This window comes from Micromonospora pisi, assembly GCF_003633685.1.
Classification (GTDB): Bacteria; Actinomycetota; Actinomycetes; order Mycobacteriales; family Micromonosporaceae; genus Micromonospora_G; species Micromonospora_G pisi.
In genome coordinates, this window is sequence record NZ_RBKT01000001.1 from 6,837,782 (window position 1) to 6,864,779 (window position 26,998).

General features: G+C 70.6%; 21 protein-coding genes and 1 pseudogene. 12 read left to right on the plus strand and 10 right to left on the minus strand.

What is annotated here, in order from left to right; translation table 11 throughout:
• Window positions 1-57: 57 nt before the first annotated feature.
• The 4 genes from BDK92_RS29600 to BDK92_RS29615 form a co-directional block, all read right to left on the minus strand.
• Entirely contained in the window at window positions 58-1,014 is a 957-nt protein-coding gene (locus BDK92_RS29600; RefSeq protein ID WP_121159679.1) for a cation diffusion facilitator family transporter, read from the minus strand.
• Window positions 1,015-1,640: 626 nt separating this feature from the next.
• On the minus strand, window positions 1,641-2,399 hold the full coding sequence (locus BDK92_RS29605; RefSeq protein WP_121162706.1) for a class I SAM-dependent methyltransferase: 759 nt from the start codon (window positions 2,397-2,399) through the stop codon (window positions 1,641-1,643).
• 118 nt (window positions 2,400-2,517) lie between these two features.
• Window positions 2,518-3,909 (minus strand): HAMP domain-containing sensor histidine kinase, encoded by a 1,392-nt coding sequence (locus BDK92_RS29610; RefSeq protein ID WP_211349685.1) that lies wholly within the window; start codon window positions 3,907-3,909, stop codon window positions 2,518-2,520.
• Window positions 3,910-3,938: 29 nt separating this feature from the next.
• Window positions 3,939-4,628 carry a response regulator transcription factor gene (locus BDK92_RS29615; protein ID WP_121159681.1) on the minus strand — a complete coding sequence of 230 codons (690 nt, stop codon included), beginning with the start codon at window positions 4,626-4,628 and terminating at the stop codon, window positions 3,939-3,941.
• A 74-nt stretch (window positions 4,629-4,702) separates the two neighbouring features.
• Here BDK92_RS29615 and BDK92_RS29620 point away from each other — a divergent pair, with 74 nt between their 5' ends.
• Window positions 4,703-5,620: an ADP-ribosylglycohydrolase family protein gene (locus tag BDK92_RS29620; RefSeq protein WP_121159682.1), complete on the plus strand. Its 918-nt coding sequence runs from the start codon at window positions 4,703-4,705 to the stop codon at window positions 5,618-5,620.
• A 115-nt stretch (window positions 5,621-5,735) separates the two neighbouring features.
• Here BDK92_RS29620 and BDK92_RS29625 read toward each other — a convergent pair whose 3' ends face one another.
• The gene (locus BDK92_RS29625; protein ID WP_246017317.1) at window positions 5,736-6,878 is read right to left on the minus strand and encodes a class I SAM-dependent methyltransferase; all 1,143 of its coding nucleotides are present in this window, start codon (window positions 6,876-6,878) and stop codon (window positions 5,736-5,738) included.
• Window positions 6,879-6,992: 114 nt separating this feature from the next.
• Between BDK92_RS29625 and thrS the strand changes: the two genes are divergently transcribed.
• Both thrS and BDK92_RS29635 read left to right on the plus strand, forming a co-directional pair.
• Window positions 6,993-9,059: a threonine--tRNA ligase gene (gene thrS / locus BDK92_RS29630; RefSeq protein ID WP_121159685.1), complete on the plus strand. Its 2,067-nt coding sequence runs from the start codon at window positions 6,993-6,995 to the stop codon at window positions 9,057-9,059.
• Between the two features lie 116 nt (window positions 9,060-9,175).
• Window positions 9,176-9,739: an HIT family protein gene (locus BDK92_RS29635; protein WP_121159687.1), complete on the plus strand. Its 564-nt coding sequence runs from the start codon at window positions 9,176-9,178 to the stop codon at window positions 9,737-9,739.
• A gap of 12 nt (window positions 9,740-9,751) precedes the next feature.
• Here the strand turns inward: BDK92_RS29635 and BDK92_RS29640 are convergent, their stop codons facing one another.
• Window positions 9,752-10,438, minus strand: coding sequence for a TetR/AcrR family transcriptional regulator (locus tag BDK92_RS29640; protein ID WP_211349411.1), 687 nt, complete (start codon window positions 10,436-10,438; stop codon window positions 9,752-9,754).
• Window positions 10,439-10,446: 8 nt separating this feature from the next.
• A complete protein-coding gene (locus BDK92_RS29645; protein WP_121159690.1) occupies window positions 10,447-11,982 on the minus strand; it encodes an MFS transporter in 1,536 nt (511 codons plus the stop codon).
• A gap of 131 nt (window positions 11,983-12,113) precedes the next feature.
• Between BDK92_RS29645 and BDK92_RS29650 the strand changes: the two genes are divergently transcribed.
• Window positions 12,114-13,124 carry an aldo/keto reductase gene (locus tag BDK92_RS29650; RefSeq protein WP_121159691.1) on the plus strand — a complete coding sequence of 337 codons (1,011 nt, stop codon included), beginning with the start codon at window positions 12,114-12,116 and terminating at the stop codon, window positions 13,122-13,124.
• Between the two features lie 78 nt (window positions 13,125-13,202).
• On the opposite strand, the pseudogene BDK92_RS29655 reads toward BDK92_RS29650, so the two are convergent.
• Window positions 13,203-14,441: pseudogene (locus BDK92_RS29655) on the minus strand (GTP-binding protein); the annotation flags it as partial.
• Between the two features lie 309 nt (window positions 14,442-14,750).
• Here BDK92_RS29655 and pgsA point away from each other — a divergent pair.
• The 8 genes from pgsA (at window position 14,751) to BDK92_RS29695 (ending at window position 22,374) form a co-directional block, all read left to right on the plus strand.
• Entirely contained in the window at window positions 14,751-15,380 is a 630-nt protein-coding gene (gene pgsA / locus BDK92_RS29660) for a phosphatidylinositol phosphate synthase (protein WP_121159694.1), read from the plus strand.
• A 139-nt stretch (window positions 15,381-15,519) separates the two neighbouring features.
• Window positions 15,520-16,452 carry a phosphatidylinositol mannoside acyltransferase gene (locus BDK92_RS29665; RefSeq protein WP_121159696.1) on the plus strand — a complete coding sequence of 311 codons (933 nt, stop codon included), beginning with the start codon at window positions 15,520-15,522 and terminating at the stop codon, window positions 16,450-16,452.
• A 13-nt stretch (window positions 16,453-16,465) separates the two neighbouring features.
• The gene (locus BDK92_RS29670) at window positions 16,466-17,626 is read left to right on the plus strand and encodes a glycosyltransferase family 4 protein (protein WP_121159698.1); all 1,161 of its coding nucleotides are present in this window, start codon (window positions 16,466-16,468) and stop codon (window positions 17,624-17,626) included.
• A gap of 81 nt (window positions 17,627-17,707) precedes the next feature.
• Window positions 17,708-18,268 carry a hypothetical protein gene (locus BDK92_RS29675; RefSeq protein WP_246017318.1) on the plus strand — a complete coding sequence of 187 codons (561 nt, stop codon included), beginning with the start codon at window positions 17,708-17,710 and terminating at the stop codon, window positions 18,266-18,268.
• A 119-nt stretch (window positions 18,269-18,387) separates the two neighbouring features.
• Entirely contained in the window at window positions 18,388-19,305 is a 918-nt protein-coding gene (gene pdxS, locus BDK92_RS29680) for a pyridoxal 5'-phosphate synthase lyase subunit PdxS (RefSeq protein WP_281278656.1), read from the plus strand.
• A gap of 25 nt (window positions 19,306-19,330) precedes the next feature.
• Window positions 19,331-19,933: a pyridoxal 5'-phosphate synthase glutaminase subunit PdxT gene (pdxT, locus tag BDK92_RS29685; protein ID WP_121162709.1), complete on the plus strand. Its 603-nt coding sequence runs from the start codon at window positions 19,331-19,333 to the stop codon at window positions 19,931-19,933.
• 236 nt (window positions 19,934-20,169) lie between these two features.
• Window positions 20,170-20,919: a YebC/PmpR family DNA-binding transcriptional regulator gene (locus tag BDK92_RS29690; RefSeq protein ID WP_121159699.1), complete on the plus strand. Its 750-nt coding sequence runs from the start codon at window positions 20,170-20,172 to the stop codon at window positions 20,917-20,919.
• A gap of 336 nt (window positions 20,920-21,255) precedes the next feature.
• Window positions 21,256-22,374 carry a low temperature requirement protein A gene (locus BDK92_RS29695; RefSeq protein ID WP_246017589.1) on the plus strand — a complete coding sequence of 373 codons (1,119 nt, stop codon included), beginning with the start codon at window positions 21,256-21,258 and terminating at the stop codon, window positions 22,372-22,374.
• A 92-nt stretch (window positions 22,375-22,466) separates the two neighbouring features.
• Here the strand turns inward: BDK92_RS29695 and BDK92_RS29700 are convergent, their stop codons facing one another.
• Both BDK92_RS29700 and BDK92_RS29705 read right to left on the minus strand, forming a co-directional pair.
• Window positions 22,467-24,359 (minus strand): LamG-like jellyroll fold domain-containing protein, encoded by a 1,893-nt coding sequence (locus tag BDK92_RS29700; protein WP_121159703.1) that lies wholly within the window; start codon window positions 24,357-24,359, stop codon window positions 22,467-22,469.
• 216 nt (window positions 24,360-24,575) lie between these two features.
• Window positions 24,576-26,948 (minus strand): glycoside hydrolase family 95 protein, encoded by a 2,373-nt coding sequence (locus BDK92_RS29705; RefSeq protein ID WP_121159704.1) that lies wholly within the window; start codon window positions 26,946-26,948, stop codon window positions 24,576-24,578.
• Window positions 26,949-26,998: the final 50 nt, after the last annotated feature.

Genomic DNA, 26,998 nt, shown 5'->3' on the forward strand with positions numbered 1-26,998 from the left:
GGCGGCCCCGCGAGCCGTCCAGGGCCGGCCGGTACGGGCTCGGCCGACGTGTCCTGCTCACCGCACCGCTCGCGGCTCCTCGTCCCCCGGTGCGGAGAGCGTCAGCACCGCCTCGGCGACATTCGGATGGCGTTCCATGTCCTGCTCGAGCCGGCGCAGGCTCAGCGCCAGCCGGTCCTCGGGTTCGTTGCCGGCGAGGTCGACCGCCGCGACGACGAAGAGCCGGTCCGGCCCCACGTACTCCATGTGCAGGTAGGTCACCCGGTCGACGTCCGGGCGGAGCAGGAGTTGCTCCACGATCAATTGCCGGGTCGCGTCGTCGATGGCCTGACCGACCAGGAACCGGCGGTTGCGGTCGATCAGGATGATCGCGACGACGCCGAGCATCACGCCGATCAGGATCGAGCCGAGGGCGTCGAAGAGCGGTGACCCGGTCAGCTGGTGCAGCAGCACACCGAGGAATGCGAGGACAAGCCCGACCATCGCAGCCGAGTCCTCGGCGAAGACGGCCCGCAGGGTGGGGTTGGAGGTCGCGATGACGTGTTCGAGCGTGCCCGTGTTGCGTTCGTGGGCGAGCCGGCGGGCCTGCTGGTACGCCCGTACGAACGAGACACCCTCGATGACCGCGGAGACCGCGAGTACGACGTACGCCACCGGGTAGTCGCCGGCGGGTTCCGGCGCGAGCAGCTCCTGGATGCCGTGCTGTACGGAGAGCACGGCGCCGGCGGTGAAGAGTCCGAACGCGGCGATCATCGACCAGACGTACGCCTCCTTGCCGTAACCCTGGGGGTGACGGACGTCGCGGGGGCGCTGGGAACGGCGTTCCGCGACGAGCAGGAAGACCTGGTTGGCGGTGTCGACCCAGGAGTGGGCGGCTTCGGCCACCAGCGAGGCGGAGCCGGTGACCAGCGCGGCGGCCGTCTTGGCGGTCGCGACCAGGAGGTTTGCGGCGAACGCGATCACGACCGTGAGCAGGCTCTCCTGTGCCTGGCCTCGCGCGGGAGGTGATGGCATGGCGGTGACTTTCTCGGCTGGCGACCGTCGAGGCTGCCGTGGGCCTCGGGTCGCTGTTAGCTGGTCCGGCACCCGCCGGGTGACGGACCACCGGGTCGGGAGCGGTCGCCCGGTCGGGGGACGGCTTGTCAGGTCGGCAACAGGGCGACGGATTCCCCGCCGCCTTCCGGACGAAACGGTTTTGCCGAGCGAAGACGGAAATCGGGGGAGAAGGAGCTGGCCCGGCACGGGGTGCTGCGGGCGGCCGTGCCGGGCCAGCGTACGGGGGCGGCTCGCGGTGCCACGCCGACCAGGGGATCGGCGCCCGGCACCGGAGCGTCGCCGGTGAGGCAGGGCCGGTGGGGGCCGGACCCACCTTCCTGCTCGGGCTGGCGCGCGCGACGGGACGGGTGTGGGGGACCGAGTCCCGCCGCGCGCACGACTCCCGCCGGACCAGGATGGGGAAACTGGTGGTAGTCCGGCGGAACTGGATGGGATCGGTGCCAATCCTGCCATCGGCGATCCGCCTCGATCACGGGATTAATCCAGACCTAAGCTGAACTTGAAGATTTCTTGCCTGTTGCGCGGAACCGTGGCCCGAGAGCACGTTCCACAGTGGTGTAACGGCCACGATCCCTTGTGGAGGGTCAGCGCGGACCGGGCTGATCTCCCGGCGGGGTGCGGTACACCGAGACGTGGGAACGCGATTCGGCGGTGAAGTCGGACCCGGCCCAGTCCGCATGCCTGGACTCCAGCTCGAACCCGGCCAACTCGGCCATCAGGTCCAGCTCCGCCGGCCAGATGTAGCGGTGCGGGGTGCGGGACAACCGCGCCTGCGTGCTGTCGTCGAACCTGAAGTGGTGCGACACCACGTGCTGGTGCAGCACGTCGTAGGTGTCCAGGCCGATGTAGCCGGGCTCGCAATGCCAGACCATGGCCTGCTGGCCGGGTGGGAGCTTACGCAGCTCAGGCACCCAGAGCTCGATCACGAACCGGCCGCCCGGTGCGAGATGACGGGCGGCGTTGCGGAAACAGGCGACCTGCTCGGCCTGGGTGAGCAGGTTGGCGACGGTGTTGTAGACGAGGTAGACGAGCGTGTAAGTCCCCGGGGCGACGGCGGTCGCCATGTCGCCGACGACCACCCGGATCGCCGCCTCGTCCGCCTTCGTCCGCAGTCGGTCGATCATCGGCTGGGACAGCTCGATGCCGGTGACGGGCACACCCCGCGCGGCGAGCGGGACGGCCACCCGGCCGGTTCCGATGGCGAACTCGAGCGCCGCTCCGTCGCCGGCGAACTCGGCCAGGCGGTCCACGGTCGGCCCCAGGACCTCGGGCGCGAACATGCCGGTGCCCGGCGTGTCATAGCGGCGGGCGGCGTCGGCGTTCCAGATCTCGTCCTGTCGCATACCGCCCACCATCGCCACGGACCTGCCTGCTGTCCAGCGGTTTACCGGCCCGCAGGCGGTCGAGCATGGGCCGGGCCGGCGCCCGGCGCCCGGCGCCCGTCGGCCGGAGCCGGCCCGGTCAGCTTCCCGTACCGCCGGGTTTCGGCTGTCGGCGTCCCTTGCCGTCGCGTTCCCGGGCCAGCCGCCCGACCAGCCCGAACCGGCTCACCTGACGCGGTATGGCCTCCGGGTCGGCGAGCAGCATCACCACGCTGGCACCGCCGAGCCGGGCCCGGTCGATGCTGACCGAACCGTTCGCCTGCAACGCCACCCGTCGGGCGATGTCCAGCCCCAGACCGGTGGAGCCCCGATCGCTCGCACCCCGGCGCAACGCGCGATCCGGGTTGGCGATACCCGGCCCGGCGTCGTCGACCCGGACCGCGATGTAGCCGTCCCGTCGGGAGACGGCCACCTCGAACGCGGTCCCCTGCGGGGTGTAACGGAACACGTTGCCGAGCACCGCGTCGAGCGCCGCCGCCAGCTCCGCCCGTGGCACCGGTACGGGGATGCGAAGCTGGGCGCCGCTGATCCGGTGCGGACGGTTCTGGTCCCCGGCGAGCGCGGCCCAGAAGACCATCCGGTCCCGGACCACCTCGCTGACGTCGCACACGCCCGGCGCGGCCTCCTGCGCCACCGTCTTACGGGTGGTGTTGATCAGCACGTCGATCTCACCCTCCAGGGTGACGATCGCCTGCCGGATCCGCCGGATCGTCCGGCGCCGGTCGAGTTCCGCTTCGCTGAACGAGCCGACGCTGGTGTCGTCGGAGTCGAGTGCGTCCGCGTCGAGCCGCAGCACCGTCAGGGGCGTACGCAGCCGGTGGGAGAGGTCGGCGACAAGTTCACGTTCGTCCGTACGCGAGGTGACGAGCCGGTCCGCCATCCGGTTGAAGGCGTAGCCGGCCTCGGCCAGCTCCCGTGGGCCACTCGGCTCGATCCGTACCTCCAGATCGCCGTCGCCCACCGCGAGCGCCGCCTCGACCAGACCACGGGCGGAGGCGACCGCACGGGCCGCGAGCCGGTCCACCACGATCACCGAGACCACCACCAGCCCGACCGCGATGGCGATCAGCGTGAGCCAGCGCCCGGCCGCCCCTGGTTGCAGCGCGGCGTCGGGGATGAAGACCTCGACCACCGCGACCTGGTCGTTGAGCTGCACCGGCTCCAACCGGACCACACCGCCGGGTACGTCGGCGACGACCAGCTCACCACCGGACCTGGCCCGGTCCACGTCAGCCTCGCTGGCGTGGGTCGTGCCGCCGGTCTCCAGCCCGTGCACCACCGGCCGCTCGGCCGAGGCGCTGTCGAACTGCTCGATCACCTGGGTGAGTCGGGTCGGATCCGCCCCGGCGGCCAGCGCCCCCACCACTACGGCGGCGTGTCTACCCGCGTCGGCGAGCGCGTGCTCCCGCGCCTCCTGCTGCAACGCCAGGCCGAGCGGAACGAGGAAGGCGAGCGCGACGATCGAGGTCATGCCGGCCCCGAGATAGGCCAGCGCCAACCTCAGTCCGGTACCACCAACCGGAACCCGACCCCCCGCACGGTGCGCAGGTAGCGGGGTTTCGCTGCGGACTCGCCCAGTTTGCGACGAAGCCAGTACAGATGTACGTCGATTGTCTGATCCTCGCCGACTGATGGCTGACGCCATACCTCCTCCAACAGTTCCCGGCGGGACACTACCCGGCCCGGTCGCGCCGCGAGATAGGCCAGCACGTCAAATTCCTTGCGAGTCAGCGCGAGCGGCACCCCGTCGAGCAGGGCGCTGCGCTCTCCCACGTCCACCCGCAGCCCACCGACCTCGTGCACCGCGGGGGCCACCGTCCGGCTGGCCCGCCCGGCCCGGCGCAGCACGGTGGTGATCCGGGCGTCCAGGTGCGCGCCGGTGAACGGCTTGACCATGTAGTCGTCGGCGCCGGCCCGGAGCAGGCGGACCACGGACTGCTCGTCGTCCCGGGCGGTGGCGATGATGATCGGGACGTCGGTGATGCCGCGGAGCATGCGCAGCGCGTCCGCACCGTCCAGGTCGGGCAGACCGAGGTCGAGCACCACCAGGTCGGGCGTTTCGGCGGCGACCCGGCGCAGGGCGTCGAGAGCCGTACCGACCGCATGCACCGCATGCCCACGGTCAGCCAGGGAGCGCAGCATCGCGCCGCGTACGACGTGGTCGTCCTCGACCAGGAGCACCGTGGCCACGTGAAGACCGTACTGCCCCTGGCAAGTGCGGCGTGTTGCGCCCACGTGCCTTTTGCCGGCATGCTCCCCGTACCATGTCCTTCGTACTTGTCGATGACACCCGGCTTGCCCTGGCTCGGGACAGCTTGGCGGGTCTCTCGGTGGGAGACGCCCTCGGCGGTCGCCACTTCGTGCCCGGCCACGGCGTGGCGCCCTGGGGAACCAGCCTGCCCGACGCGCTCTGGCAGTGGAGCGACGACACCGAGATGGCCTGCTCGGTCCTTGCCGTCCTCGCCCGGCACGGCGCGATCGAGCGGGACGAGCTCGCCGCCGCCTTCGCCGCCCACTACGACCCCGCCCGACGGTACGGCGCGGGCGCCGTCGAACTACTCGAACTGATCCGTGCCGGTACGCCCTGGCCGGTCGCCGCAGCAGCGGCCTTCGACGGGCAGGGGTCGTACGGCAACGGTGCGGCGATGCGGGTCGCGCCGCTCGGTGCGTACTTCGGTGACTCCCCGGCGCGGGCGGCGGCGCAGGCGGCGGCGTCGGCCGAGGTGACCCACGCCCACCCCGAGGGAATCGCCGCGGCGGTGGCCGTGGCGGTCGCCGCCGCGCTGGCCGCCCGGGCCCGGCTCTCCGGTGACCGGCCCGAGCCCGAGCGGTTCCTCGCCGCGGCGGCGGCCCCGCTCGACAGCGCCGGGGAGGTCTACCGGGGTATCCGCCGGGCGATCACTCTCGGTGACCGTACGAGCGCCGAGGTCGCCGACGAACTGGGCAACGGCAGCCGGGTGAGCGCCCAGGACACCGTCCCGTTCGCGCTCTGGGTCGCCGCGAGGTATCTGGACGACTATCCGGCCGCGGTCCGCGCCTGTGTCGAAGCCGGTGGCGACGTCGACACCACAGCGGCGATCGTCGGCGGCGTCGTCGCCGCGTACGCCGGGCTCGGTGGCGCCGGCGGGGTCCCCGCCGACTGGCTCGCCGCTCGCGAACCCCTCCCCGCCTGGCTCCCCTGACCGCGCACCCTCCCGCCGTCCCCGTCCCCGTCCCCGTCCCCGTCCCCGCCGCCGCAGCGGTTAGGAAGGGCCCCTTCCTATACGGAAAGCGATAACAAGGGGCCCTTCCTTACGCTCACGGGAGGCGGAGGACCCAGCGGTACGCCTGGACCAGACCGGTGTCGAAGCCGGCGGCCGACCCCCACAGGAAGAGCCGGAAGCGGCGGTAGAGCGGCTCTCCCCAGTTGTGCACGATCTCGTCCCGGGCGCCGTCCAGCCGGTTGGCCCACTCCCGACAGGTCAGGTAGTAGTTGTGCCGGTCGTCGGTGACGCTGAGTAGTTCGAATGGCGAACGGGCGACGTGTCGGAGGTACTGGTGCAGCAGCAGGGGCGCCGAGGCGCCGGGGTAGATGTAGCGCTTGAGGAAGGTGGAGGCGGCGTGCTTGCGCCGCATCGCCAGCGCGTCCAGGTAGACCCGGCCGCCCGGCCGGAGCAGTTCGGCGTACTTGCGCAGGGTGGTGCGGTAGTCGGGCAGGTGCTCGGTGACGCCCATGTTCACGATCGCGTCGAAGCGCCGGTGCGGCGAGTAGTTGAAGATGTGCTCGCGGACCACCTCGACCGGCAGCCGTTCCCGCTCGAAGAGGTCGACGAGGTAGCGCTCGGACTCCTTGGAGAGCGTGGTGGTGGTGACGTTCACCCCGCGCCGGGCGGCGTGTTCGGAGAACGCGCCCCAGCCGCCGCCGACCTCCAGCACGTGATCGCCGGGGCCGACCCCGATCGCCTCCAGCGCCAGGTCCATCTTCCGGGTCATCGCGTCCTCGAGCGGTTCGTCGTCGGAAGCGAAGACACCCTCGGTGTAACACCGGTGCCGGTTGTCCAGGAAGGTGAGGAAGAAGGCCGAGTCCTCGTCGTAGTGGTGTGAGATGGAGCGGCGGTCGTCCTCCCGGCGGCCCCGTACCAGCGCGGGGAGGAAGCGACTCACCCAGGCGACCGGGTGGAAGTCGGTGAAGAAGGCGCGCATCCGTAGCGCCGCGGAGAGGTCGCCCTCCACGTCGAGCCAGCCCTGGAGGTACGCGACCGCGACCCCGAACTGGTCCAGCCCGGCCAGGGCCTTCGCGCCCCGGGGGTCGCTGATGGTGATGGTGAACTTCGGGTCACCGGTGCCGAATACGTGCGCCGGCGCACCGGCGTTCGCCACCGCAAACGGCATTGCCGGTTGGGCGGCGAAAAAAGTCTCGTACCTGCGCTGTAGTGCGCTGACTACGTCCGAGGGTGCCACGGCGCCAATCTATCGCCGCGGTCGCGTCGCTGGGAGGCGTAAATCCAGGACCGATAGCATCGGATAGCCGATCCAAGGGCGTTGCCCGTTTTGTCTTAATTGAAGGAGTCAACCGTGTCCGCACCCCGTACCCCCGTCGTGGCTGACCCGGTCGTCGTCGCGGCCGGGACCACGGCGGCCGACGCGGTAGCCGCGGCAGGCCTGCCCGCAGCCGGCCCGAAGGCGATCGTGGTCGTCCGGCAGGTTGCCTCCGACGGCACCGGTCAACTGCGCGACCTCGACTGGACCCCCGAGGTCGACACCGAGGTCGAGCCGGTCAGCCTCGACTCCCCGGACGGGCTCAACGTGCTGCGTCACTCCACCGCGCACGTGCTCGCCCAGGCCGTCCAGGACGTCTTCCCGGAGGCGAAGCTCGGCATCGGGCCGCCGATCGAGAACGGCTTCTACTACGACTTCGACGTGTCGAAGCCGTTCCAGCCGGAGGATCTCGACAAGCTCGAGAAGCGGATGCAGGAGATCGTCAAGTCCGGGCAACGGTTCCGTCGTCGCCGCTTCGCCAGCCTGGACGAGGCCCGTACCGAACTGGCCGACGAGCCCTACAAGCTGGAGTTGATCGAGGTCAAGGGGGCCGGCGACTCGTCCGGCGGTTCCGGGCTGGACGCGGGCGAGGTGATGGAGGTCGGCTCCGGTGACCTCACCATCTACGACAACCTGGACGTCAACTCCGACAAGGTCTGCTGGTCCGACCTCTGCCGCGGGCCGCACCTGCCCCACACCCGGCTGATCGGCGCCTTCAAGCTGATGCGCTCCGCCGCCGCGTACTGGCGCGGTTCGGAGAAGAATCCGCAGCTCCAGCGGGTGTACGGCACCGCCTGGCCGACCCGGGACGCGCTCAAGGCGTACCTGAAGCTGCTGGAGGAGGCCGCGCGTCGCGACCACCGCAAGCTCGGCTCGGACCTCGACCTGTTCAGCTTCCCCGACGAGATCGGCTCCGGCCTGGCGGTCTTCCACCCCAAGGGCGGGATCATCCGGCGGGAGCTGGAGAACTACTCCCGGCAGCGGCACGAGCGGGCCGGGTACGAGTTCGTCAACACCCCGCACATCACCAAGGGACACCTCTTCGAGACCTCGGGCCACCTCCAGTGGTACGCCGACGGCATGTACCCGCCCATGTCGGTCGAGGGCGCGGACTACTACCTCAAGCCGATGAACTGCCCGTTCCACAACCTGATCTACCGGGCCCGTGGTCGCTCCTACCGTGAGCTGCCGCTGCGCCTGTTCGAGTTCGGCTCGGTCTACCGGTTCGAGAAGTCCGGCGTGGTGCACGGCCTGACCCGGGTCCGGGGCATGACCCAGGACGACGCGCACATCTACTGCACCCAGGAGCAGATGGCCGGCGAGCTGAAGTCGCTGCTGCGCTTCGTGCTCGACCTGCTGCGCGACTACGGCCTGGACGACTTCTACCTCGAACTCTCCACCCGTAACCCGGAGAAGTCGGTCGGCACCGACGAGAACTGGGAGCGGGCCACCGAGGCGCTGCGGTCGGCCGCCGAGGAGTCCGGCCTGGACCTGGTGCCCGACCCGGGCGGCGCGGCGTTCTACGGCCCGAAGATCTCGGTCCAGGCGAAGGACGCGATCGGCCGGACCTGGCAGATGTCCACCATCCAGGTCGACTTCAACCTGCCGGAGCGGTTCGGCCTGGAGTTCCAGGCATCTGACGGCAGCCGTCAGCGCCCGGTCATGATCCACCGCGCGCTCTTCGGTTCGATCGAGCGGTTCTTCGGGGTGCTGACCGAGCACTACGCCGGGGCGTTCCCGGCCTGGCTGGCGCCGGTGCAGGTGGTCGGCATCCCGATCCGCGAGGAGCACACCGGATATCTCGCCGACTTCGTCGAGGCGCTGCGCGCCGAGGGGATCCGGGCCGAGGTGGACAGCTCCGACGACCGGATGCAGAAGAAGATCCGTACCGCCCAGCAGCAGAAGATCCCGTTCATGGCTATCGCCGGTGACTCGGACGTGGAGGCGGGTTCGGTCTCCTTCCGCTACCGGGACGGGTCGCAGCGCAACGGGATCCCGCTGGCCGAGGCGGTGGCGCACGTGGTCGAGGTGGTCCGTTCCCGGGTCAACGCCGGCCCCGCCGCCGAGCCCGTGACCGAGGAAGCCGAGCAGCCCACCAGCTGAGGTGTAAGGAAGGGCCCCTTGTTAACGCATAGCGTTAACAAGGGGCCCTTCCTTACGTTTCCGGCGGGTACGGGCGGGGGCCGGGACCTGGTTGCGCTGACCGTAGGATCACCGGTGTGACAGGGGCGGCGCAGCACACGGGAACCGACGTTCCAGCCGACGAGACCGGGACACCGGACGGGTTGGACCGGCTCTGGACCCCGCACCGGATGACCTACATCTCCGGGCAGGACAAGCCGGACGAGGGGTACGAGAAACCTTCCGGCTGTCCGTTCTGCCTGGCCCCCTCCCGACAGGGCGCCGACAGCCTGGTGGTGGCCCGGGGCAAGACGGTGTACGTGGTGCTCAACCTGTACCCGTACAACCCGGGACACCTGCTGGTGTGCCCGTACCGGCACGTGGCCGACTACAGCGAGCTGGACGCGGCGGAGACCGCCGAGCTGGCCGCGCAGACCCAGACCGCGATGCGGGTGGTCCGGCGGGTCAGCAGCGCGCACGGGTTCAACATCGGGATGAACCAGGGCGGCGTCGCCGGTGCCGGCATCGCCGCCCACCTGCACCAGCACGTGGTGCCCCGCTGGGGCGGCGATGCCAACTTCATGCCGGTGATCGGGCGTACCAAGGTCCTGCCGCAGCTTCTCACCGACACCCGCGACCTGCTCGCCTCCGCCTGGACCTGACCCCCGGGCGGGTCAGGCGGGGGTCAGGTGGGCCAGTTCGACGGCGAACCGGTCCGTCGCCTCGTGCAGCGGCGGCCACGGGAACTTCGGTAGGTGCTGGCGCAGCGACACGGCACCGTGCAGCGCGGTCCAGAGGGCGGTGGCGTCCGCGACGGGGTCGGTGCTGGTCGAGCGACCGGCGGCGACGCAGCTGCTGACACCGTCGATGAGCATCCGGAACGCGTCGAGGTGGTGCTGCTTGGCCGGCGGGATCCCGTCCAGGCCCGGTGAGGTCGGGTCCGAGGGCGGCGGCGCCTGATCCTCCCGGTCCGGGGTGTCGACCGATGGGCGTCCGCGGCTGAAGAGCAGCCGGTACGAGGCCGGCTCGCGCATGGCGAAGTCGACGTACGCGCGACAGCCGGCCAGCAGCCGCCGTACCGGGTCGGTGGCGAGGTCGAGCGTACTTGTGGAGTCGTCGATCGCCTGGCTCAGCCGGTCGAACCCGGCGTCCAGCACCGCGTCGCGTACGGCCGCCAGGTCCTCGAAGTGCGCGTAGATCGACGGCGCGGAGATGCCCGCCTCCCGGGCGATCGCCCGAAGCGTCAGCGTCTCGTCGCCGCCCGCCTGTTCGACGAGCCGCTCCGCCGCGGAGACGATCTCGTTGCGCAGGAGATCGCCCTCGCCACGGCGGTTGCGGACACGTCGGGTCGTCGGGCTCATGCCGGGCATTATCCCGCGAGGACCGCTTCGGGCTCTGCGACGCCGGTCGGCACCGACCCGGGTGTCGGGCGCCGCCGGAGTCCGACACCCACCCCGATGGCGGCCACCAGGGCCACCCCTGCGGCGACGAGCAGCCCCCGGCCCATCGCGACGGTGAAGGCGTGGTCGGCCGTGGCCAGGAGTTCGCCCGCCCCGGGCGCCGGCGTAGCGGCGGCGACCGCGTGCGCCGAGGGCAGATCGTGACCGGCGACGGATGGCGCGTCGGCCATCGTGGCACGGTAGTGGGTCGAGACGATCGCCCCGACCACGGCGATTCCGAGCACCCCGCCCAGCTCACGGATCACGCTCTGGAGCGAGCTGGCCATCGAGGCGTACGTCGCCGGCACCGACCCGTTGATCTCCAGGCTGGCCGGAGCCATCAGCATGCCCATGCCGAGTCCGACAATGGCGGTGAAGCCGGCGATGACGGGGAACGTCGTGTCGGTCGTGGCGGTGGCGAGTGCGCCGAGCCCGGCGGCGACCAGCAGCAGGCCGAGCGTGAGCGCCCGGGCGGTGCCGAGCCGGGCCGTGGTCAGCGACGACGTGGCGGACGCGACCGACATGGCGATCGCGAACGGTACCGCCCCGAGCCCGGCCAGCAGGGGCGAGTAGCCGTGCACCAGTTGCAGGTACTGCGACAGCTCGAAGAGCGTGCCGAAGAGGGCGAAGAAGGTCACCGCCAGCGCCAGCGAGGCCAGCTCGAACCGGCGGTTGGTGAACAGGTCCAGGCGTACCAGTGGGTTGGTCACCCGCAGTTCCCACCAGACGAACACGGCGGCGAGCAGGACCGCCGTGCCGGTTTCGCCGAGGGTCGTGGCGTCGGTCCAGCCGCGTTGCGGTGCCTCGATGATGGCGTCGACCAGTGCGGCGATCGCGAGCGTCGACAGCAGTGCGCCGAGGAGGTCGAGCCGGCCGCTGGGCTGCGCCGGGATCCGGGGGATGACGGCGAGGATTCCGGCGAGGGCGAGCGCCACGATCGGGAGGTTGATCCAGAACGTGCTGCTCCAGGAGAAGTGCAGCAGCAGGGCGCCGCCGGTCACCGGTCCCACGAGTACGCCGACCCCGGCGGCGGCGGACCACGCGCCGAACGCCTTCGCCCGTTCGTGGGGCGGGAACATCCGAGTGACGATCGCCAGGGTCGCTGGCATGACGAACGCCGCCCCGAGTCCCATCACGGCGCGCCAGGCGATCAGCTGCGTGGGTGTGTCGGAGAGGGCCGCGGCGACCGATCCGCCGCCGAAGACGACGAGGCCACCGATCAGGGCTCGCCGCATGCCGAGTCGCGTTCCGAACGCCCCGGCGAGGATCAGCGCCGACGCGAAGATCAACGTGTACGCGTCGGTGATCCATTGCAGGTCGGAGGTGGTGGCGTGCAGGTCACGTGCGAGCGAGGGCAGCGCCGTGTTGAGCACGGAGTTGTCCAACGTCACGGCGACCAGGGTGAGGCTCAGTACGCCCAGCGCCGCCCAGCGGCGCGGATGCCCGTTCAGGTGGTCCTCGGTCATGGCTGTCACGCTTCCGCTCCTTGAGTTAACGGCTGTAAGGCTAGAAGTTAGACTCACATCCGTTAACTAACAAGCGTTTAGTGATGGGATGACTCTGGATCGTCGACGGAGGAGATGGCACGCTCTGCGGCATGACGGTGAGCACACGGGTGTTGGGACGCAGCGGCATCGAGGTCAGTGCCCTCGGCATGGGGTGCTGGGCCATCGGCGGACCATGGTTCGCCGGTGACCAGCCGCTGGGCTGGGGACAGGTGGACGACGACGAGTCCACGCGCGCCATCCACCGCGCGCTGGAACTCGGCGTGACCTTCTTCGACACCGCCGACGTCTACGGCGCCGGACACAGCGAACGGGTGCTCGGCCGGGCCCTGGCCGGACGACGCGACGAAGTGGTCATCGCCACCAAGTGGGGCAGCACCTTCGACGAGCGCACCCGGCAGTCCACCGAGCCGGACTGGTCCCCGACGTACCTGCGCCGCGCGGCCGAGGCGTCACTGCGCCGGCTCGGCACCGACCGGATCGACCTCTACCAACTCCACCTCAACGAACTCGACGTCGACCTGGCCGAGCCGCTGCTCGGCACCCTGGCCGACCTGGTCGCCGAGGGCAAGGTCCGGTGGTACGGGTGGAGCACCGACTTCGCCGACCGGGCCGAGTCGTGGGCGCTCGGCGGCACCCACACCACCGCCATCCAGCACTCCCTCTCGGTGCTCCAGGACTCGGCCGAGGTCCTCGCGGTCTGTGAGAAGCACAACCTGGCCAGCGTCAACCGGGGTCCGCTCGGGATGGGGCTGCTGACCGGCAAGTACACGGCCACGACCACCCTCGGCGCCGACGACGTACGCGGCATCGCCCCGCAGTGGCTGGACTGGTTCCGGGACGGCCGTCCGGCACCGGAGTGGCTGGCACGGGTCGACGCGGTCCGGGAGGCGCTCACCGTCGACGGCCGCACCCTGGCCCAGGGGGCGCTCGGCTACCTCTGGGCGCGCAGCGGCCGTACGATGCCGATCCCCGGCTGCCGCACCGTCGCGCAGGTGGAGGAGAACGCGGGCGCGTTGGCGTACGGGCCGCTTACCGCCGCCCAGTTGGCCGAGGTCCAGCGCCTGCTGGCCGCCCTGCGTACGGCACCGGAGCAGCGCTGACGGTGGCGGATCGACCGGCCGGCGCGTACCCCGCGCCGGCCCGTCGACTCACGGCTGGTTGTCGGCTTCCCTCGCCTCGATGAGCAGCGGGTCCCCGGGGGCGGAGATGGTGTCGCCGGCCCGGGCGCTGTCCACGCCGGTGACCACGCAGATGTCGCCCGCGACGCAGGCCGGAACCGCGCGCCGGGTCTCGCCCAGCGGGAGGTGGAGCCGGTCGAGGTGTGCTTCGGTGCCGTGGCCCGGTTGGCCGTCCTCGTCCGGCCCGGGACCGCTGACGTACACGGTCTGGTCGGGGCGGAGCGTGCCGGAGAAGACCCGTACCAGGGAGATCTTTCCCAGCTGGGGGTCGACGGTGGTCTTGACCACCTCGGCGACCAGCGGGCCGTCGGGGTCGCAGAGCAGCGGGGGCCGGGGCGAGCCGTCCACCCCCGTGATCACCGGCAGGTCGCGTTCCAGCGGGGAGGGGAAGCTGCCGGTCAGGACCTCCAGCAGCGCGTCGACGCCAACCCCGGTCTCGGCGCAGACCGGCACGACCGGGTAGAAGTGCCCGCCGGTGACCGCGGTCTCCAGATCGTCGATGAGGACGTCGGCCGCGATCTCCTCACCGTCGATGTACCGGTCCAACAGGGTCTCGTCCTCGCTCTCGGCGAGGATGGTCTCGATCAGCTCGTCGCGGGCCTCGCCGATCGCCGGCAGGTGCTCCGGCTCGGGCTCACGTACGGCCGCGGGAAGCCCGCCGGTGTAGTCGAGGACCCGCCGGGTGATCAGTTCGAGCAGGCCGGCGACGGAGACGCCGTCGTCACCGAGCATCGTCAGGTGCAGCGGCAGCACGTTGTCGCCGAAGAGCCGCTGGCTGAGCGCCACGGCCTCGTCGAAGTCGGCCTTGGGGTGGTCGAGCCGGGAGACGGCGACGACCCTGGGCATGTCGAGGGCGGCACACTCCTCCCAGAGGTCGACGGTCGCCGCGTCCATGCCTCCGGCGGCGGAGACGACGAAGAGGGCGGCGTCGGCGGCGCGCAGCCCGGCGCGGAGTTCGTCGGCGAACTCGGCCGAGCCGGGCGTGTCCAGCAGGTTGACCTTGATCCCGTCGTACCGGAGCGGTGTGCAGGTGAGCTCGGCCGAGCGCTGCCGTACGGCTTCGGTGCCGCCGGCACCGGCCGGCCGGTCGACTGTGCCGGTCGCCGCGAGCAGCGCCTCGACCAGGGCGGTCTTGCCGGCGCCGGAATGGCCGACGAGAACCACGTTGCGGATCTCGGAGGGCTCGCCCGTCACCGGTGCCGGATCGGCTCCGCCCTCGTTCTGACTGTGCTGCGCCATCGGGCGCACCTCCCTCTGCCGGTGGTCGATCGTCGCGACACGCTGTTGGTCAGCTCTGGCATGTCGAAGTCTGGTGGGTGACCGTCGGGTTCGACGGGAGGCGGCTCCGGGGACCGGGCCCCGGATGCGCGCGCGGCGATATCCTCGGCTGGCGCGTGGTGTGCCGGGAAGGTGCCGTTTCGTAGCGTGACCTGGGTCACACTCCTGTGTCTGATCCCAACCGCGCCGGACGGTACACAACCCCACAGCGCGAAGTAAGCAGACCGGGCGTACCGCGAGTGGTCGGGCGACCGTTATCGTGAGACCGCCATGGCGAAGATCTTCCAAGTATCAGCCCGAGCGGGCCTGGCCCGCGTCATCGAACCGGTCGCCCGCGCGCTGCTGCGCCGCGGCGTGACCCCCAACGCGGTCACCGTGACCGGAACCGTCGGCGTGCTGGTGGGCGCCCTCGGCTTCGGCGCTCGCGGTGAGCTGGTTGCCGGTGCCATCATCGTCACCATCTTCGCGCTCACCGACCTGCTCGACGGGACGATGGCGCGAATGTCCGGCGGTTCCACCAAGTTCGGCGCCTTCCTCGACTCCAGCATGGACCGGGTGGCCGACGGGGCGGTCTTCGGGGCGGTGGCCTACTGGCTCGCCACCGAGAACGATCGCTGGGGGGTCGCCGGCGCGCTGGTCTGCCTCGTCGCGGGCGGCGTCGTCTCCTACGTCAAGGCGCGGGCCGAAGGGCTCGGTATGACCGCCAACGTGGGTATCGCCGAGCGCACCGAGCGGTTGATCATCGTCGGGGTCGGCGGCATCCTCCAGGGCGCCGGCGTCCCGCACGCGCTCACCGTCGCGCTCTGGCTGCTCGCAGCGGTCTCGGTCTTCACCGTCGGGCAGCGGATGACCCACGTCTACCGCCAGGCCCAGCGGATCGAGCCGGGCGTGAGCCGGTGACCGTGTCAGCCCACCCCGTGTCAGCCCACCCCGTGCCCGCCCACCCCGTGCCCGCCCACCCCGTGCCCGCCCACCCGGTGACCGGGCGATCCCGCCTGCTGACCGGGTCATCCCGACCGGCCGGGAACGGCGTGGTCGGGTGAATCTCGGCGAGCTGGGCTATCTGGCCGGCTGGCGGATCACCCGCGCGGTGCCGAAGTCGGTGGCCGCCGCCGTGTTCCGGCTCGGCGCGGACCGGGCCCACCGGCGAGGTGGTCCAGGCGTGCAGCGGCTCGCCGTCAACCTGCGCCAGGTGGTCGGTCCGGATCTGCCGGAGGCCGACTTCGACCGGCTGCTGCGGCGCGGGCTCCGGTCGTACGCCCGCTACTGGCTGGAGATGTTCCGGTTGCCGTCGCTCTCGCACGCGCAGCGGTTGGCCACGTTCAAGCTGGTCGGCGCCGAGAAGCTGGCCGAGGCGGTGGCCGCCGGCCGGGGCGTGGTGATCGCCCTCCCGCACGGTGGCAACTGGGACGCGGCCGGGGCGTGGGTGGCCGCGAACGGCTGGCCGATCACCACGGTCGCCGAGCGACTCAAGCCGGAGGCGGTCTACCGCCGCTTCCTCGAGTTCCGCCAACGGCTCGGCATGGAGATCATTCCGCTCACCGGCGGAGAGCAGCCGCCGTTCGACGTACTCGCGGAGCGGCTCACCAAGGGGCACGTGGTGCCGCTGCTGGCCGATCGGGATCTCACCCGTCGAGGGATCGAGGTGCGGTTCTTCGGTGCGCGTACCCGGATGCCCGGCGGGCCGGCGTTGCTCGCGATCCGTACCGGGGCGCCCCTGTACGTCGCGTCGATGTGGTACGAATCGGACATTGCCTGCGCGGAGTTGCTCGGCCCGCTGGAGCTGCCCGACCCGGCGAGCGGCACCCTCGCCGAGCGGGTACGGCTGCTCACCCAGCGCATTGCCGACCATCTGGCGACCGGTATCGCCCAGCATCCGGAAGACTGGCACATGTTGCAGCGGATGTGGTTGGCCGAGAAGGATCGGATCGCGACGGATCCAGCGGCCCCGGCCGCCCCCGGGCCGGCCTGAGGGGGAGGGCGCAGTGCGGATCGGCATCGTGTGCCCGTACTCCTTCGACGTGCCGGGCGGGGTGCAGAACCACATCATGGATCTGGCCGAGGCCCTGATCGGTCTCGGACATGAGGTGAGCGTGCTGGCGCCGGCGGACGAGGACTCCCCGTTGCCGCCGTACGTGGTGCCGGCCGGTCGTTCGGTGCCGTTCCCGTACAACGGTTCGGTGGCCCGGATCACCTTTGGCCCGGTCTCCACCGCCCGGGTACGTCGATGGCTGGCCCGGGGCGACTTCGACGTACTGCACGTGCACGAGCCGTTCGCACTGAGCCTGTCGCTGCTCGCGGTCCTCTCCGCGCGGGGGCCGGTGGTGGCGACCTTCCACACCGCGATGACCCGGTCCCGGGCGCTCGCCGCCGCGCAGGGCATGCTCCAGATCGTGCTGGAGCGGATCACCGCCCGGATCGCGGTCAGCGCGTTGGCCCGCAAGGTGCAGGTGGAACACCTGGACGGCGGCGCGGTGGAGATCCCGAACGGGGTGGCGGTGGCGAAGTTCGCCGACGCGGAACCGTTGCCGGGCTGGCCGGGGGAGTGCGCCCCGGGTACCGGCGGCACGATCGGCTTCCTGGGCCGGTTCACCGAGCCGCGCAAGGGGTTCGAGGTGCTCCGGGAGGCGTTCGTGTCGCTCGCCGCCGAGCGTCCGGGCCTGCGGCTGCTGGTCGCCGGGCCGGGGGAGGCGGAGGAGTTGTTCGAGGGGGTGCCACCCGAGTTGCGGGAGCGGATCACCTTTCTCGGCCTGGTCTCCGAAGCAGACAAAGCGCGTATGTTGCGCAGCGTGCACATCTACGTCGCACCGAACCTCGGTGGAGAGTCCTTCGGGATGATCCTCACCGAGGCGATGGCCGCCGGGGCGGCGATCGTCGCCAGCGAACTCGACGCGTTCCGTCGGGTACTCGACGGCGGCCGGGCCGGCCAGCTCTTCCCGACCGGGGACGCCACCGCGCTCCGTCGTACGCTCGTCGAACTGCTCGACGACCCGGACCGTCGGGTGGCCCTGTCCGCCTGCGCCCGGGAGGTCGCGGCGACGTTCGACTGGCCGACGGTTGCCCGTCGGGTTCTGGAGGTATACGCAGCCGCGATCGAGGCCACCGATGGCCGCGTGATCGACCAGGAGTGGGTCGGCCCACGCTGACCCGCCTCCCGCGGTTGGCTCGCAGGAGATGCCGGCGGCACCATTACGCCCCGGCCGGACGGGATGAGGAGCCGCACTACGATGCCGCACATGTGGTGGGTGGTGGGTGGAATCGTCGTGATCGCCCTGGTCACGATCTACCTGTCCTGGACGGCCGGCCGGGTCGAGCGGCTGCACCTCAGGGTGGCCGCCGCCGCCCGGTCGCTCGACGCGCACCTGCTGCGCCGGGCCGCGGCCGCCGCGGTGCTGGCCGAGGAGAACTACTCGGTGGAGCTCTACGCCGCCGCGCGGATCGCGCTCGACGCCGGACCGCAGGAACGGGAAGCGGCCGAGAACGACCTCACCCGCCAGCTACGTGCCACCCCGTTGACCGGGGAGGACCGGGCCGTCGAGGCGGTGGTCGCGGCCAGCCGCCGGCTCGGCCTGGCCCGCCAGGTGCACACCGATCTCGTACGCGACGCGCTGACCGCCCGCCGCCGCCCGGTCGTACGACTGCTCCGGATGGCCCGTAAGTACGAGCGGCCCACCTACTTCGACGTGGACGACCCCACCCTGCACCCGCAGCCGGAGTCCCCGGAGCCACCGGCTCCGCCGAAGATCACCACGCTCTCCGGGAACGAGGGGCTGTCCGGCGCCTCGTAGGCGTGAGGCTGACCACAGGGCAGGCCACAGCAGGGTTGATTGGCTGTCGGAAGGGCTCCGCACCGCGCGTAACATCGGTCTCGGTTCCGTGAAATCCACCCCCGAGGAGTGACTACGCCGTGTCCGATTCCGTCGTGCAGCCCGAATCCGCCACCCCCGTCGTCGGCAGTGCCCGAGTCAAGCGCGGGATGGCCGAGATGCTCAAGGGCGGCGTGATCATGGACGTGGTCACCGCCGAGCAGGCGAAGATCGCCGAGGACGCCGGCGCGGTCGCGGTGATGGCGCTGGAGCGGGTGCCGGCCGACATCCGGGCCCAGGGCGGCGTCTCCCGGATGAGTGACCCGGACATGATCGACAGCATCATCAACGCGGTCTCGATCCCGGTCATGGCGAAGGCGCGGATCGGTCACTTCGTCGAGGCCCAGGTGCTCCAGGCGCTCGGTGTCGACTACGTCGACGAGTCCGAGGTGCTGACCCCGGCCGACTACGCCAACCACATCGACAAGTGGGCCTTCACCGTGCCGTTCGTCTGCGGTGCGACGAACCTGGGTGAGGCGCTGCGCCGGATCACCGAGGGGGCGGCGATGATCCGCTCCAAGGGTGAAGCGGGCACCGGGGACGTCTCCAACGCGACCACCCACATGCGCAAGATCCGGGGCGAGATCCGTCGGCTCAGCTCCCTGCCCGAGGACGAGCTGTACGTCGCCGCGAAGGAGCTCCAGGCCCCGTACGAGCTGGTCCGCGAGGTCGCCGAGACGGGCAAGCTGCCGGTCGTACTCTTCACCGCCGGCGGCATCGCGACCCCGGCCGACGCCGCGATGATGATGCAGCTCGGCGCCGAGGGTGTCTTCGTCGGCTCGGGCATCTTCAAGTCGGGCAACCCGGAGCAGCGGGCCGCGGCGATCGTCAAGGCGACCACCTTCCACGACGACCCGGACGTGCTGGCCAAGGTCTCGCGCGGGCTCGGCGAGGCGATGGTCGGGATCAACGTCGACGACATCCCGGTGCCGCACCGTCTCGCCGAGCGTGGCTGGTGAACACGGCCGACCACCGGAGCGCACGATGACCACGATCGGCGTACTCGCGTTGCAGGGTGACGTACGCGAGCACCTGCTCGCCCTGGCCAGCACCGACGCCCTGGCCCGGCCGATCCGTCGGCCGGCCGAGTTGGACGACGTCGACGCCCTGGTCATTCCGGGCGGTGAGTCCACCACCATGAGCAAGTTGGTCGGCGAGTTCGAGCTGTACGAGCCGATCCGCAAGCGCATCGCCGACGGGATGCCGGTCTACGGCTCCTGCGCCGGGATGATCATGCTGGCCACCGAGGTCCTCGACGGTCGCCCCGACCAGCGGGGTTTCGACGGCATCGAGATGACCGTCCGGCGCAACGCCTTCGGCCGCCAGGTCGACTCGTTCGAGGCGCCGGTGGAGATCGTCGGTGTGCCCGGTCCCCGGTTCGACGCGGTCTTCATCCGCGCCCCCTGGGTGGAGCGGGTCGGCGACGGGGTGCGGGTGCTGGGGCGGGTGACCGAGGGTCCGGCCGCGGACCGGATCGTGGCGGTACGGCAGGGCAACCTGCTCGCCACCGCCTTCCACCCGGAGCTCACCGGTGACCTGCGGGTGCACCAGTACTTTGTCGACATGGTCCGGGACGCCACCGCCTGAGCCGGTTGCCGGTGCCCCGGTGGCGGCGGAACGCCGTGGCCTGACGGGGTGTGACGGCCCGGTGGGTCCCGCCGGTAGGATTGCCGGGTTCGGCCGGGCAGTCTGCTCATTTCGCCTTCCGCCCAGAGCCGACAGCGGATCTTCACCCGGTCTGATTGTCGCGACATCGGCGACATCGCCGGGAAGATGAGCGGGCAGTCGACTGTTGACGCGTGGGTTAGCGACGGAGGTAACAGATGTCCGGCCACTCAAAGTGGGCGACGACCAAGCACAAGAAGGCGGTCATCGACGCCAAGCGCGGCAAGATGTTCGCCAAGCTGATCAAGAACGTCGAGGTGGCGGCGCGGACCGGTGGCGGTGACCCGACCGGTAACCCCACCCTCTACGACGCCATCCAGAAGGCGAAGAAGAGCTCGGTCCCGAACGACAACATCGACCGTGCGGTCAAGCGCGGCTCCGGTCTCGAGGCCGGCGGCGCCGACTGGCAGACGGTGATGTACGAGGGCTACGGCCCCAACGGCGTCGCGCTCCTGATCGAGTGCCTCACCGACAACCGCAACCGGGCCGCGACCGAGGTGCGTACCGCGCTCACCCGAAACGGCGGGTCGCTCGCGGACGCCGGCTCGGTGTCGTACATGTTCACCCGCAAGGGTGTGGTGATCGTGCCGAAGGCGGGGCTCAGCGAGGACGACGTGCTGCTCGCGGTCCTCGACGCCGGTGCCGAGGAGGTCAACGACCTCGGCGAGGCATTCGAGGTGATCACCGAGCCGACCGACCTGATTCCGGTCCGTACCGCCCTTCAGGAGGCCGGCATGGAGTACGAGTCGGCCGAGTCCTCGCTGGTCCCGAGCGTCACCGTGCCGCTGGACGAGGAGGGCGCGCGGAAGATCTTCAAGCTGATCGACGCGCTGGAGGACTCCGACGACGTGCAGAACGTGTTCGGCAACTTCGACATCTCCGACGAGGTCATGGCGGCCGTCGACTAGTTCCGTACCCTCGCCAGGCCGAGCCCACGCGGCTCGGCCTGGCGACCTCGGGTGCCGGCCCGGCGATGACGCCTGTGGCCGGCCAGCTGGTCCGGGACACGAAATACCCTCATCACGGATGATCGGTAGCGAAAGGTCCGTCCTTTCGTACGATCGTGGTGAAGGAGGTGTTTGTCCCGCTATGGCCACACGCATTGGCTTGGACGTGGCCGCTTGCCAACCTTGGCGCGGTCCACCGGTGACGGCGTTGTGGCCACCCAGCCTCGGTAGCGGGCGACCATCGACCGGGCGGTAGGGCTCGCGCGCCAGCCCGAGGGGCCACAACGGGCGACCCTGCTGGAACTCTTCCTCGACCTGGTCTTCGTCGCCGCGCTTGCCCTGACCTCGCAGAAGCTCGCTGCCGACCTGACCTGGACCGGCGCCTTCGAAACCGTGCTGCTGCTCATGGCGGTCTGGTGGGTCTGGTCGGTCACCGCCCTGACGACCGACCTCTATCTCGCCCAGCACCCGCCGATCTACCCGATGACCATCTCGGTCATGTTCGGCACCATGCTGATGACCGCCGCGCTGTCCACGGCATTCGGCCAGGACGGCGCGGTCTTCGCGGGCGCGTACGTGGCGATCCACCTCGCTCGCAGTCTCTTCCTGACGCCGGCACTACGTGGCCGCGAGGCACGCCGGCACGCCGCGCGGTTCTTCTTCTGGTTCACCGTCTCCGCCGTGCCATGGCTCGCCGGCGCCGCCACGACAGGTGTGTCGCGGGGTCTGCTGTGGGCGGTCGCGCTCGCGGTGGACTACACGGCCGCGTTGCTGCGTTACCCCACGCCCGGGCTCGGTGGCGTGCCGAGGTCGCAGTACCGGGTGGCGGCCGAACACCTGGCCGAGCGGTACCAGCAGTTCTTCACCCTCGCCCTGGGGGACGTCATCCTGGTCACCAGCCTGACGTACGCCGGGACCGGGTTCGCCGTCGACCGGACCGCCGCCTTCGTGGTGGGATTCGCGACCGCCGTCCTGCTGTGGCAGATCTACGTGCAACGTGCCGGCGCGCTGCTACAGGCGGCCATCGAATCCTCCCAGGACCCGGGCCGGCTCCTGCGGTCGGCGCCCTACACCCACCTGCTCATGGTGGCCGGTGTGGTCGCCTCCGCGGCCGGGGCGGAAGCCGTCATCCAGCATCCCACCGGGAAAACTGGTTTCGGGCTGGTCGGCGTCATCTTCGGCGGTCCGGTGCTGTTCCTGATCGGCCGGGCCAGATTCGAGTACGAGGTGTTCAGCCGGGTGTCCCGGTCGCGGCTGGTGGCGCTGCTCGTACTGGTGCTCGCGGCGCCCGTGATGATGTTCGTGCCGCCGCTCGGGGTAGCGATCGCGGGCAGCCTCGTCCTGTCCGGCGTCGCCGTCGCGGACATCGTCCGGGCACATGGCCGTCCACCCGAGCCACCGTCACCCGCGATCTAGCGCTACCGCGTTCTCGCCCATGCCGATGCGGGTTAGGAAGGGGCCCTTCCTCTACCAAAAGCGATAACAAGGGGCCCTTCCTTACCCCGGGGTCAGGCGGTGGCGTTCATGAAGCGGGCCACCGGCAGCGCGTGGTCGACGATCCGTACGTCGCCGAGCCAGCCGTAGAAGCCCTGCTCGACCAGGCGGTCGTAGTGGTACGCCCCGAAGAACCACGACTCGCCCGAGGTGGCCAGGCCGACCGCCGGGGTGCTCGGGTTGCGCAGCAGCGGCGCCCCGTCGACGTAGAGCGTGGTGTGCTGCCCGTCGTTCACCACCGCGACGTGGAACCACTCACCGGTGCGCATCTCGTGACCCCAGTTGCTGGAGATGTCGTTCTGGTTGGTCGGGAAGACGGCCCACTGCAACGCCATCCCGTCGGAGAGGGAGAGCGTCGCCAGCGGCTCCGACGGGTCACCACCGGTCTTGCCGCCGTCGCGTCCGGCGCCGAACCGGCTGACCACACTCATCCAGGCGTGGTCGCTGGCGCGTACGTCCTCGGGCAGTTTGACGAACGCCTCGATGGTGTAGCCGCCGGTGAGGGTCAGGTCGTTGATCGGTGCCGTGTCGACCGTACGCAGGTAGGCGCCCCGGGCGGGCTTCTTGGCGCCGTTGAACCGCAGGCTGGCACGGGTCGGCTGGGCCGGGTGGTGTTCGGCGGACCAGCGCAGCGCGGTGGCGTCGCTGCCGGCGAGGGTGACCCGGGTCAGGTGGTTGCCGTTGCCGGAGAGGTCGTTGACCTGGTAGCCGTCCGGGACGGTGGCCCCGTCGGTCGCCGACTGGTCGAACCGCCAGTAGCCGATGGTCCCCTTCACCAGCAGTTCCTTGACCGGGCGCGGATCCGGCGCCGGCACCGGGGCGAAGCCGGCGAAGCGGGCCGGGAAGTCGATCGCAAGGCTGAACCGGTCGACCGGGCCGGTCAGCTCGATCTCCTCCCGCTCCAGCGGGTTGCGCCGCTCGGCGACCTTGCCCAGGATCCACGGCGAGAACGTCTCCACGTCGATCGTGTTGCGGGCCAGGTCGAAGTGGTAGAGCCGGATCATGGCGCTGCCGCCGTAGTAGCGGTCCTGGTAGTCGGTGACGTGCACGTGCACGTCGTGCCCGGCGGCGTTGGTGAGCACGGTCCGCCCCGGCGGCCAGTAGTGACCGTTCAGGGTCAGGAAGATCTGGTCGCTGTCGTTGATCAGGTTGTTCCAGAGCGACTGGCCGTAGGCGGAGAGCGTGGCCTTGCCGGCCGCGTCGGCGGACGCGACCTCGTGGGTGGTGAGGATCGCCGGGGTACGCGGGTGCGCGGCCAGGACCTGCTTCGCCCAGGTGATGGTGCCGGCCGAGGCACGCCAGTCCAACGCGAAGATCAGCCACTCCTGGCCGGCGGCGCGTACCAGGTGGTAGGTGTTGTAACCGTCCGGTGTGGCCCCACCGAAGGTTGACAGCGGCGCGAACCGGGACGGCGGGAAGACGTCGAGGTAGGCGCTCGGGCCGCGCTGGTCGTCCGTACGCGAGTTGATGTCGTGGTTCCCGGCGAGCACGCTGTACGGCATCTTGCGCTTGTCGAAGATGTCGAAGACCTTGCCCGCGGCGTCCAGTTCGGCGGCGGCGGCGTTCTCCACCACGTCGCCGAGGTGCGCGGCGAAGACGATGTTCTGTGCCGCGCGCTGGTCCACGATGTAGCGCAGCGACGCGGTGAGCGGGGCCGGGTCGCCCCGGTCGCCGTCGAAGAGGTACTGGGTGTCCGGGATGACGGCGATGGTGAAGCGAGGGCTCTCCGGGTCGACGTTGCCGTTGCCGGCGGCGGTCGTCTCGGCGGCGAGGGCGGGGTGCGCACCGGCGCCGAGCACCCCGGCCGCTGCCGCTCCCGCCCCGACCAGGCCGGCACCGCGCAGGAAGGTGCGGCGGCTCGCGGCGCCCGGTACGGGCGAAGGGGAGTTGTCGACGGGCTGTTGCATGCTTCGGGGCTCCTGATCTGCCGGAAGGGGACCGGCACATTAGGAGTGACCGCCTCGAACGATGATCACCAGCGCGGGCAACGCCAGCCGAACGCCGAGTGAAGGATCCGCGAGTGTGATCCACGCGCTCACAGCCTCGCTGAAGGTGCCGACGGGCGCGCGCCGCTCGGGGGCATTCCACCCGGCCACGCGCGCCCGTTCAAGTGCGGCAGGTCGTCAACGCCCCGGGGTCAGGGTCACTTCCTCTCCCGGCCGCAGCGTCACGCGTTGCCGCCAGTTGCCGGCCCGTACCTCGGTGCTGGTGCCGCCGATGCTACGGACCGTAGCCCGCAGGACCTTTCCGTCCCGCCAGGTGATGTCGGTCTCGAAGCCGCCCCTGGCTCCGATGCCGGTGACCGATCCCTGCGCGGCCCAGGCGCGGGGCAGCGCCGGCAGCAGCTCGATCACGCCGGGGCGGGAGTAGAGCAGCATCTCCAGGGCCGCGGTGGCGCCGCCGAGGTTCGCGTCGATCTGGAAAATCGTGTAGCTGCCCTGGCTGTACATGTCGAAGAAGTTCGCCGAGGTGCCGTTGCCGTTGTTCATCGACGGGCGCATCACGGTGAGGTACAGCTGGTACGCACGCTCGGCATCCTTGAGTCGGGCCCAGCACAGCGAGCGCCACGCACATGCCCAGCCGTAGCTGTCCATGCCGCGCGCCAGGAGGAGGTTGCGTACGCCGTCAAGCAGTTCCTTCGGACTGGTGTCGAAGGCGATCCGGTCGGCTGGAAAGAATCCGATCAACGGGGAGAGGTGTCGGTGCGTGACCTCGCCGAGGTTGTCCGGGGTCATCCACTCCTCGAGCCAGCCGGTCGTCGGGCTGACCCGGGGCAGGTAGAGCCGCGACTGTAGATCCTTGACCTCGGCTGCGAACTCGGCGTCCCGGCCGAGCCGCTCGCTCGCGACCTGGATCTGCTGGAACAGGTCCCAGGCGAGTTCCTGCGCGTACGTGATGCCCTTGGCGTCCGGCCCGTGCTCCGGTGACCAGGCGGTGTCGTCGATGAGCACCTCACGGGAGGTGCCGTCCGAATCGGTCACGGTTGTGGTGATGAGTCGGGCCTGCCAGAACTCCGCCGCTCCCTTGAGCACCGGGTAGATCTTCTCCAGGTACGCGCGGTCCTGGCTGTACTCGTAGTGCCGCCACAGCGAATTGCACAGCCAGGCGTTGCCGGAGGGGTGCCACACCCAGCCGCTGCCGCCGTGGATGTTGGTGGAGAACGCGACCGCCCAGCCGGCCAGCTTCCCGCTGCTGTTGCGGAAGCGGTTCTTCGGGTCGTTGAACAGTCGTCGGGTCACGTCGGTCCAGACCGGCAGCTGGGACACGCAGTAATCAGCCAGCGCGTCCGCACACTCACCAAGACCTGCCGGGTCGGCAAGCCAGTAGTTCATTTGCACGTTGATGTCGGTGTGGTAGTCGGCATACCAGTCAGGGGTGTTGTTGTGGATCCACAGGCCCTGCAGGTTCATCGGCAGCCCGTCGCGGGAGCCGGTGATCGTGAGGTAACGGCCGAACTGGAGGTAGGCGGCCTCAAGCTCGGGGTCCGCGGTGGACGGATCGGTGTACCGCACGGCGAGGCGCGACCACGAGTCGAGCGCGCGCTGCACCGGCGACGACGAGCCGAGGTCGATCGTCATCCGGTCGTACAGCCGTCGATAGTCGGCAACGTGCGTGCCGAGGAGTTTGGTCGGGGCGATCCCGGCGGCCGCGGCGGCTTTCGCGCGGGCGAGAGCCAGCGGATCGGTCGACGGATCACGGAAGTCCCTCGCCGCGTCCGGGGAGTAGTCGGTGCCCGCGCAGATCACGATCAGCACCTCGCGGCAGCCTTCGAAGGTGACCTTGGCGCCGTCGGCGCGGACCCGGCCGCCACTGCCGAGCACGGTGACCGCCGCCGCGTACCGCAGACCGTTGGCGAGCGCCCCGGCGAAGCTCGCCCGGTCGCCGGTCGCCGTGGTGGTCTCGCCGTGGGTGCCGACGAGGGATATCGCGCCGGTGTGGCTGCCGCCGCCGGACTGGGTGAGCCGTAGGACGATCACGTCGTCCGGATGGCTGGCGTAGATTTCGCGGCGGTAGTGCGCCTTGCCGATCCGATAGCTCGCCGAGACGATTCCGTTGCTGAGGTCGAGCTGCCGACGGTAGTCCGTGTATTCCTCCGGGCCGTGCCCGGTCAGCGTGACATGCACCTGGGCGAGTACGCCGAAGCTGCCGAACCCGGACGCGTCGTACCCCAGCTGGCCGTCGCTGGTCAGCGAGTCGTTGCGGCCACCGGTCCAGAAGGACCCATCAGTCAGGTAGAGCGCGTCGTCGACTGGATTGCCGCTGACCAGCGCACCCAGGCGACCGTTGCCGATCGGGAGGCCCTCTCGGATGATCTGGTCCTCCCGGGCCGGCGTGCGGTACCAGAGCGTGGTGGCCTGGGCGTCGGGAACCAGCGTGGCGTCGGCGGGCCGGACCGGTGCGGCGTGCGCGGTGAACGGCCGGGCGCCGCCGAGCGCGATACCGGCCGCGGCTGCACCGGTCAGGCCGAGGAAGCCACGGCGGGACGATTCGAGCACTGCCTCTCCCCTCAGTGATCGGACCTCTTGTCTTAATCGAGGCGGTGACC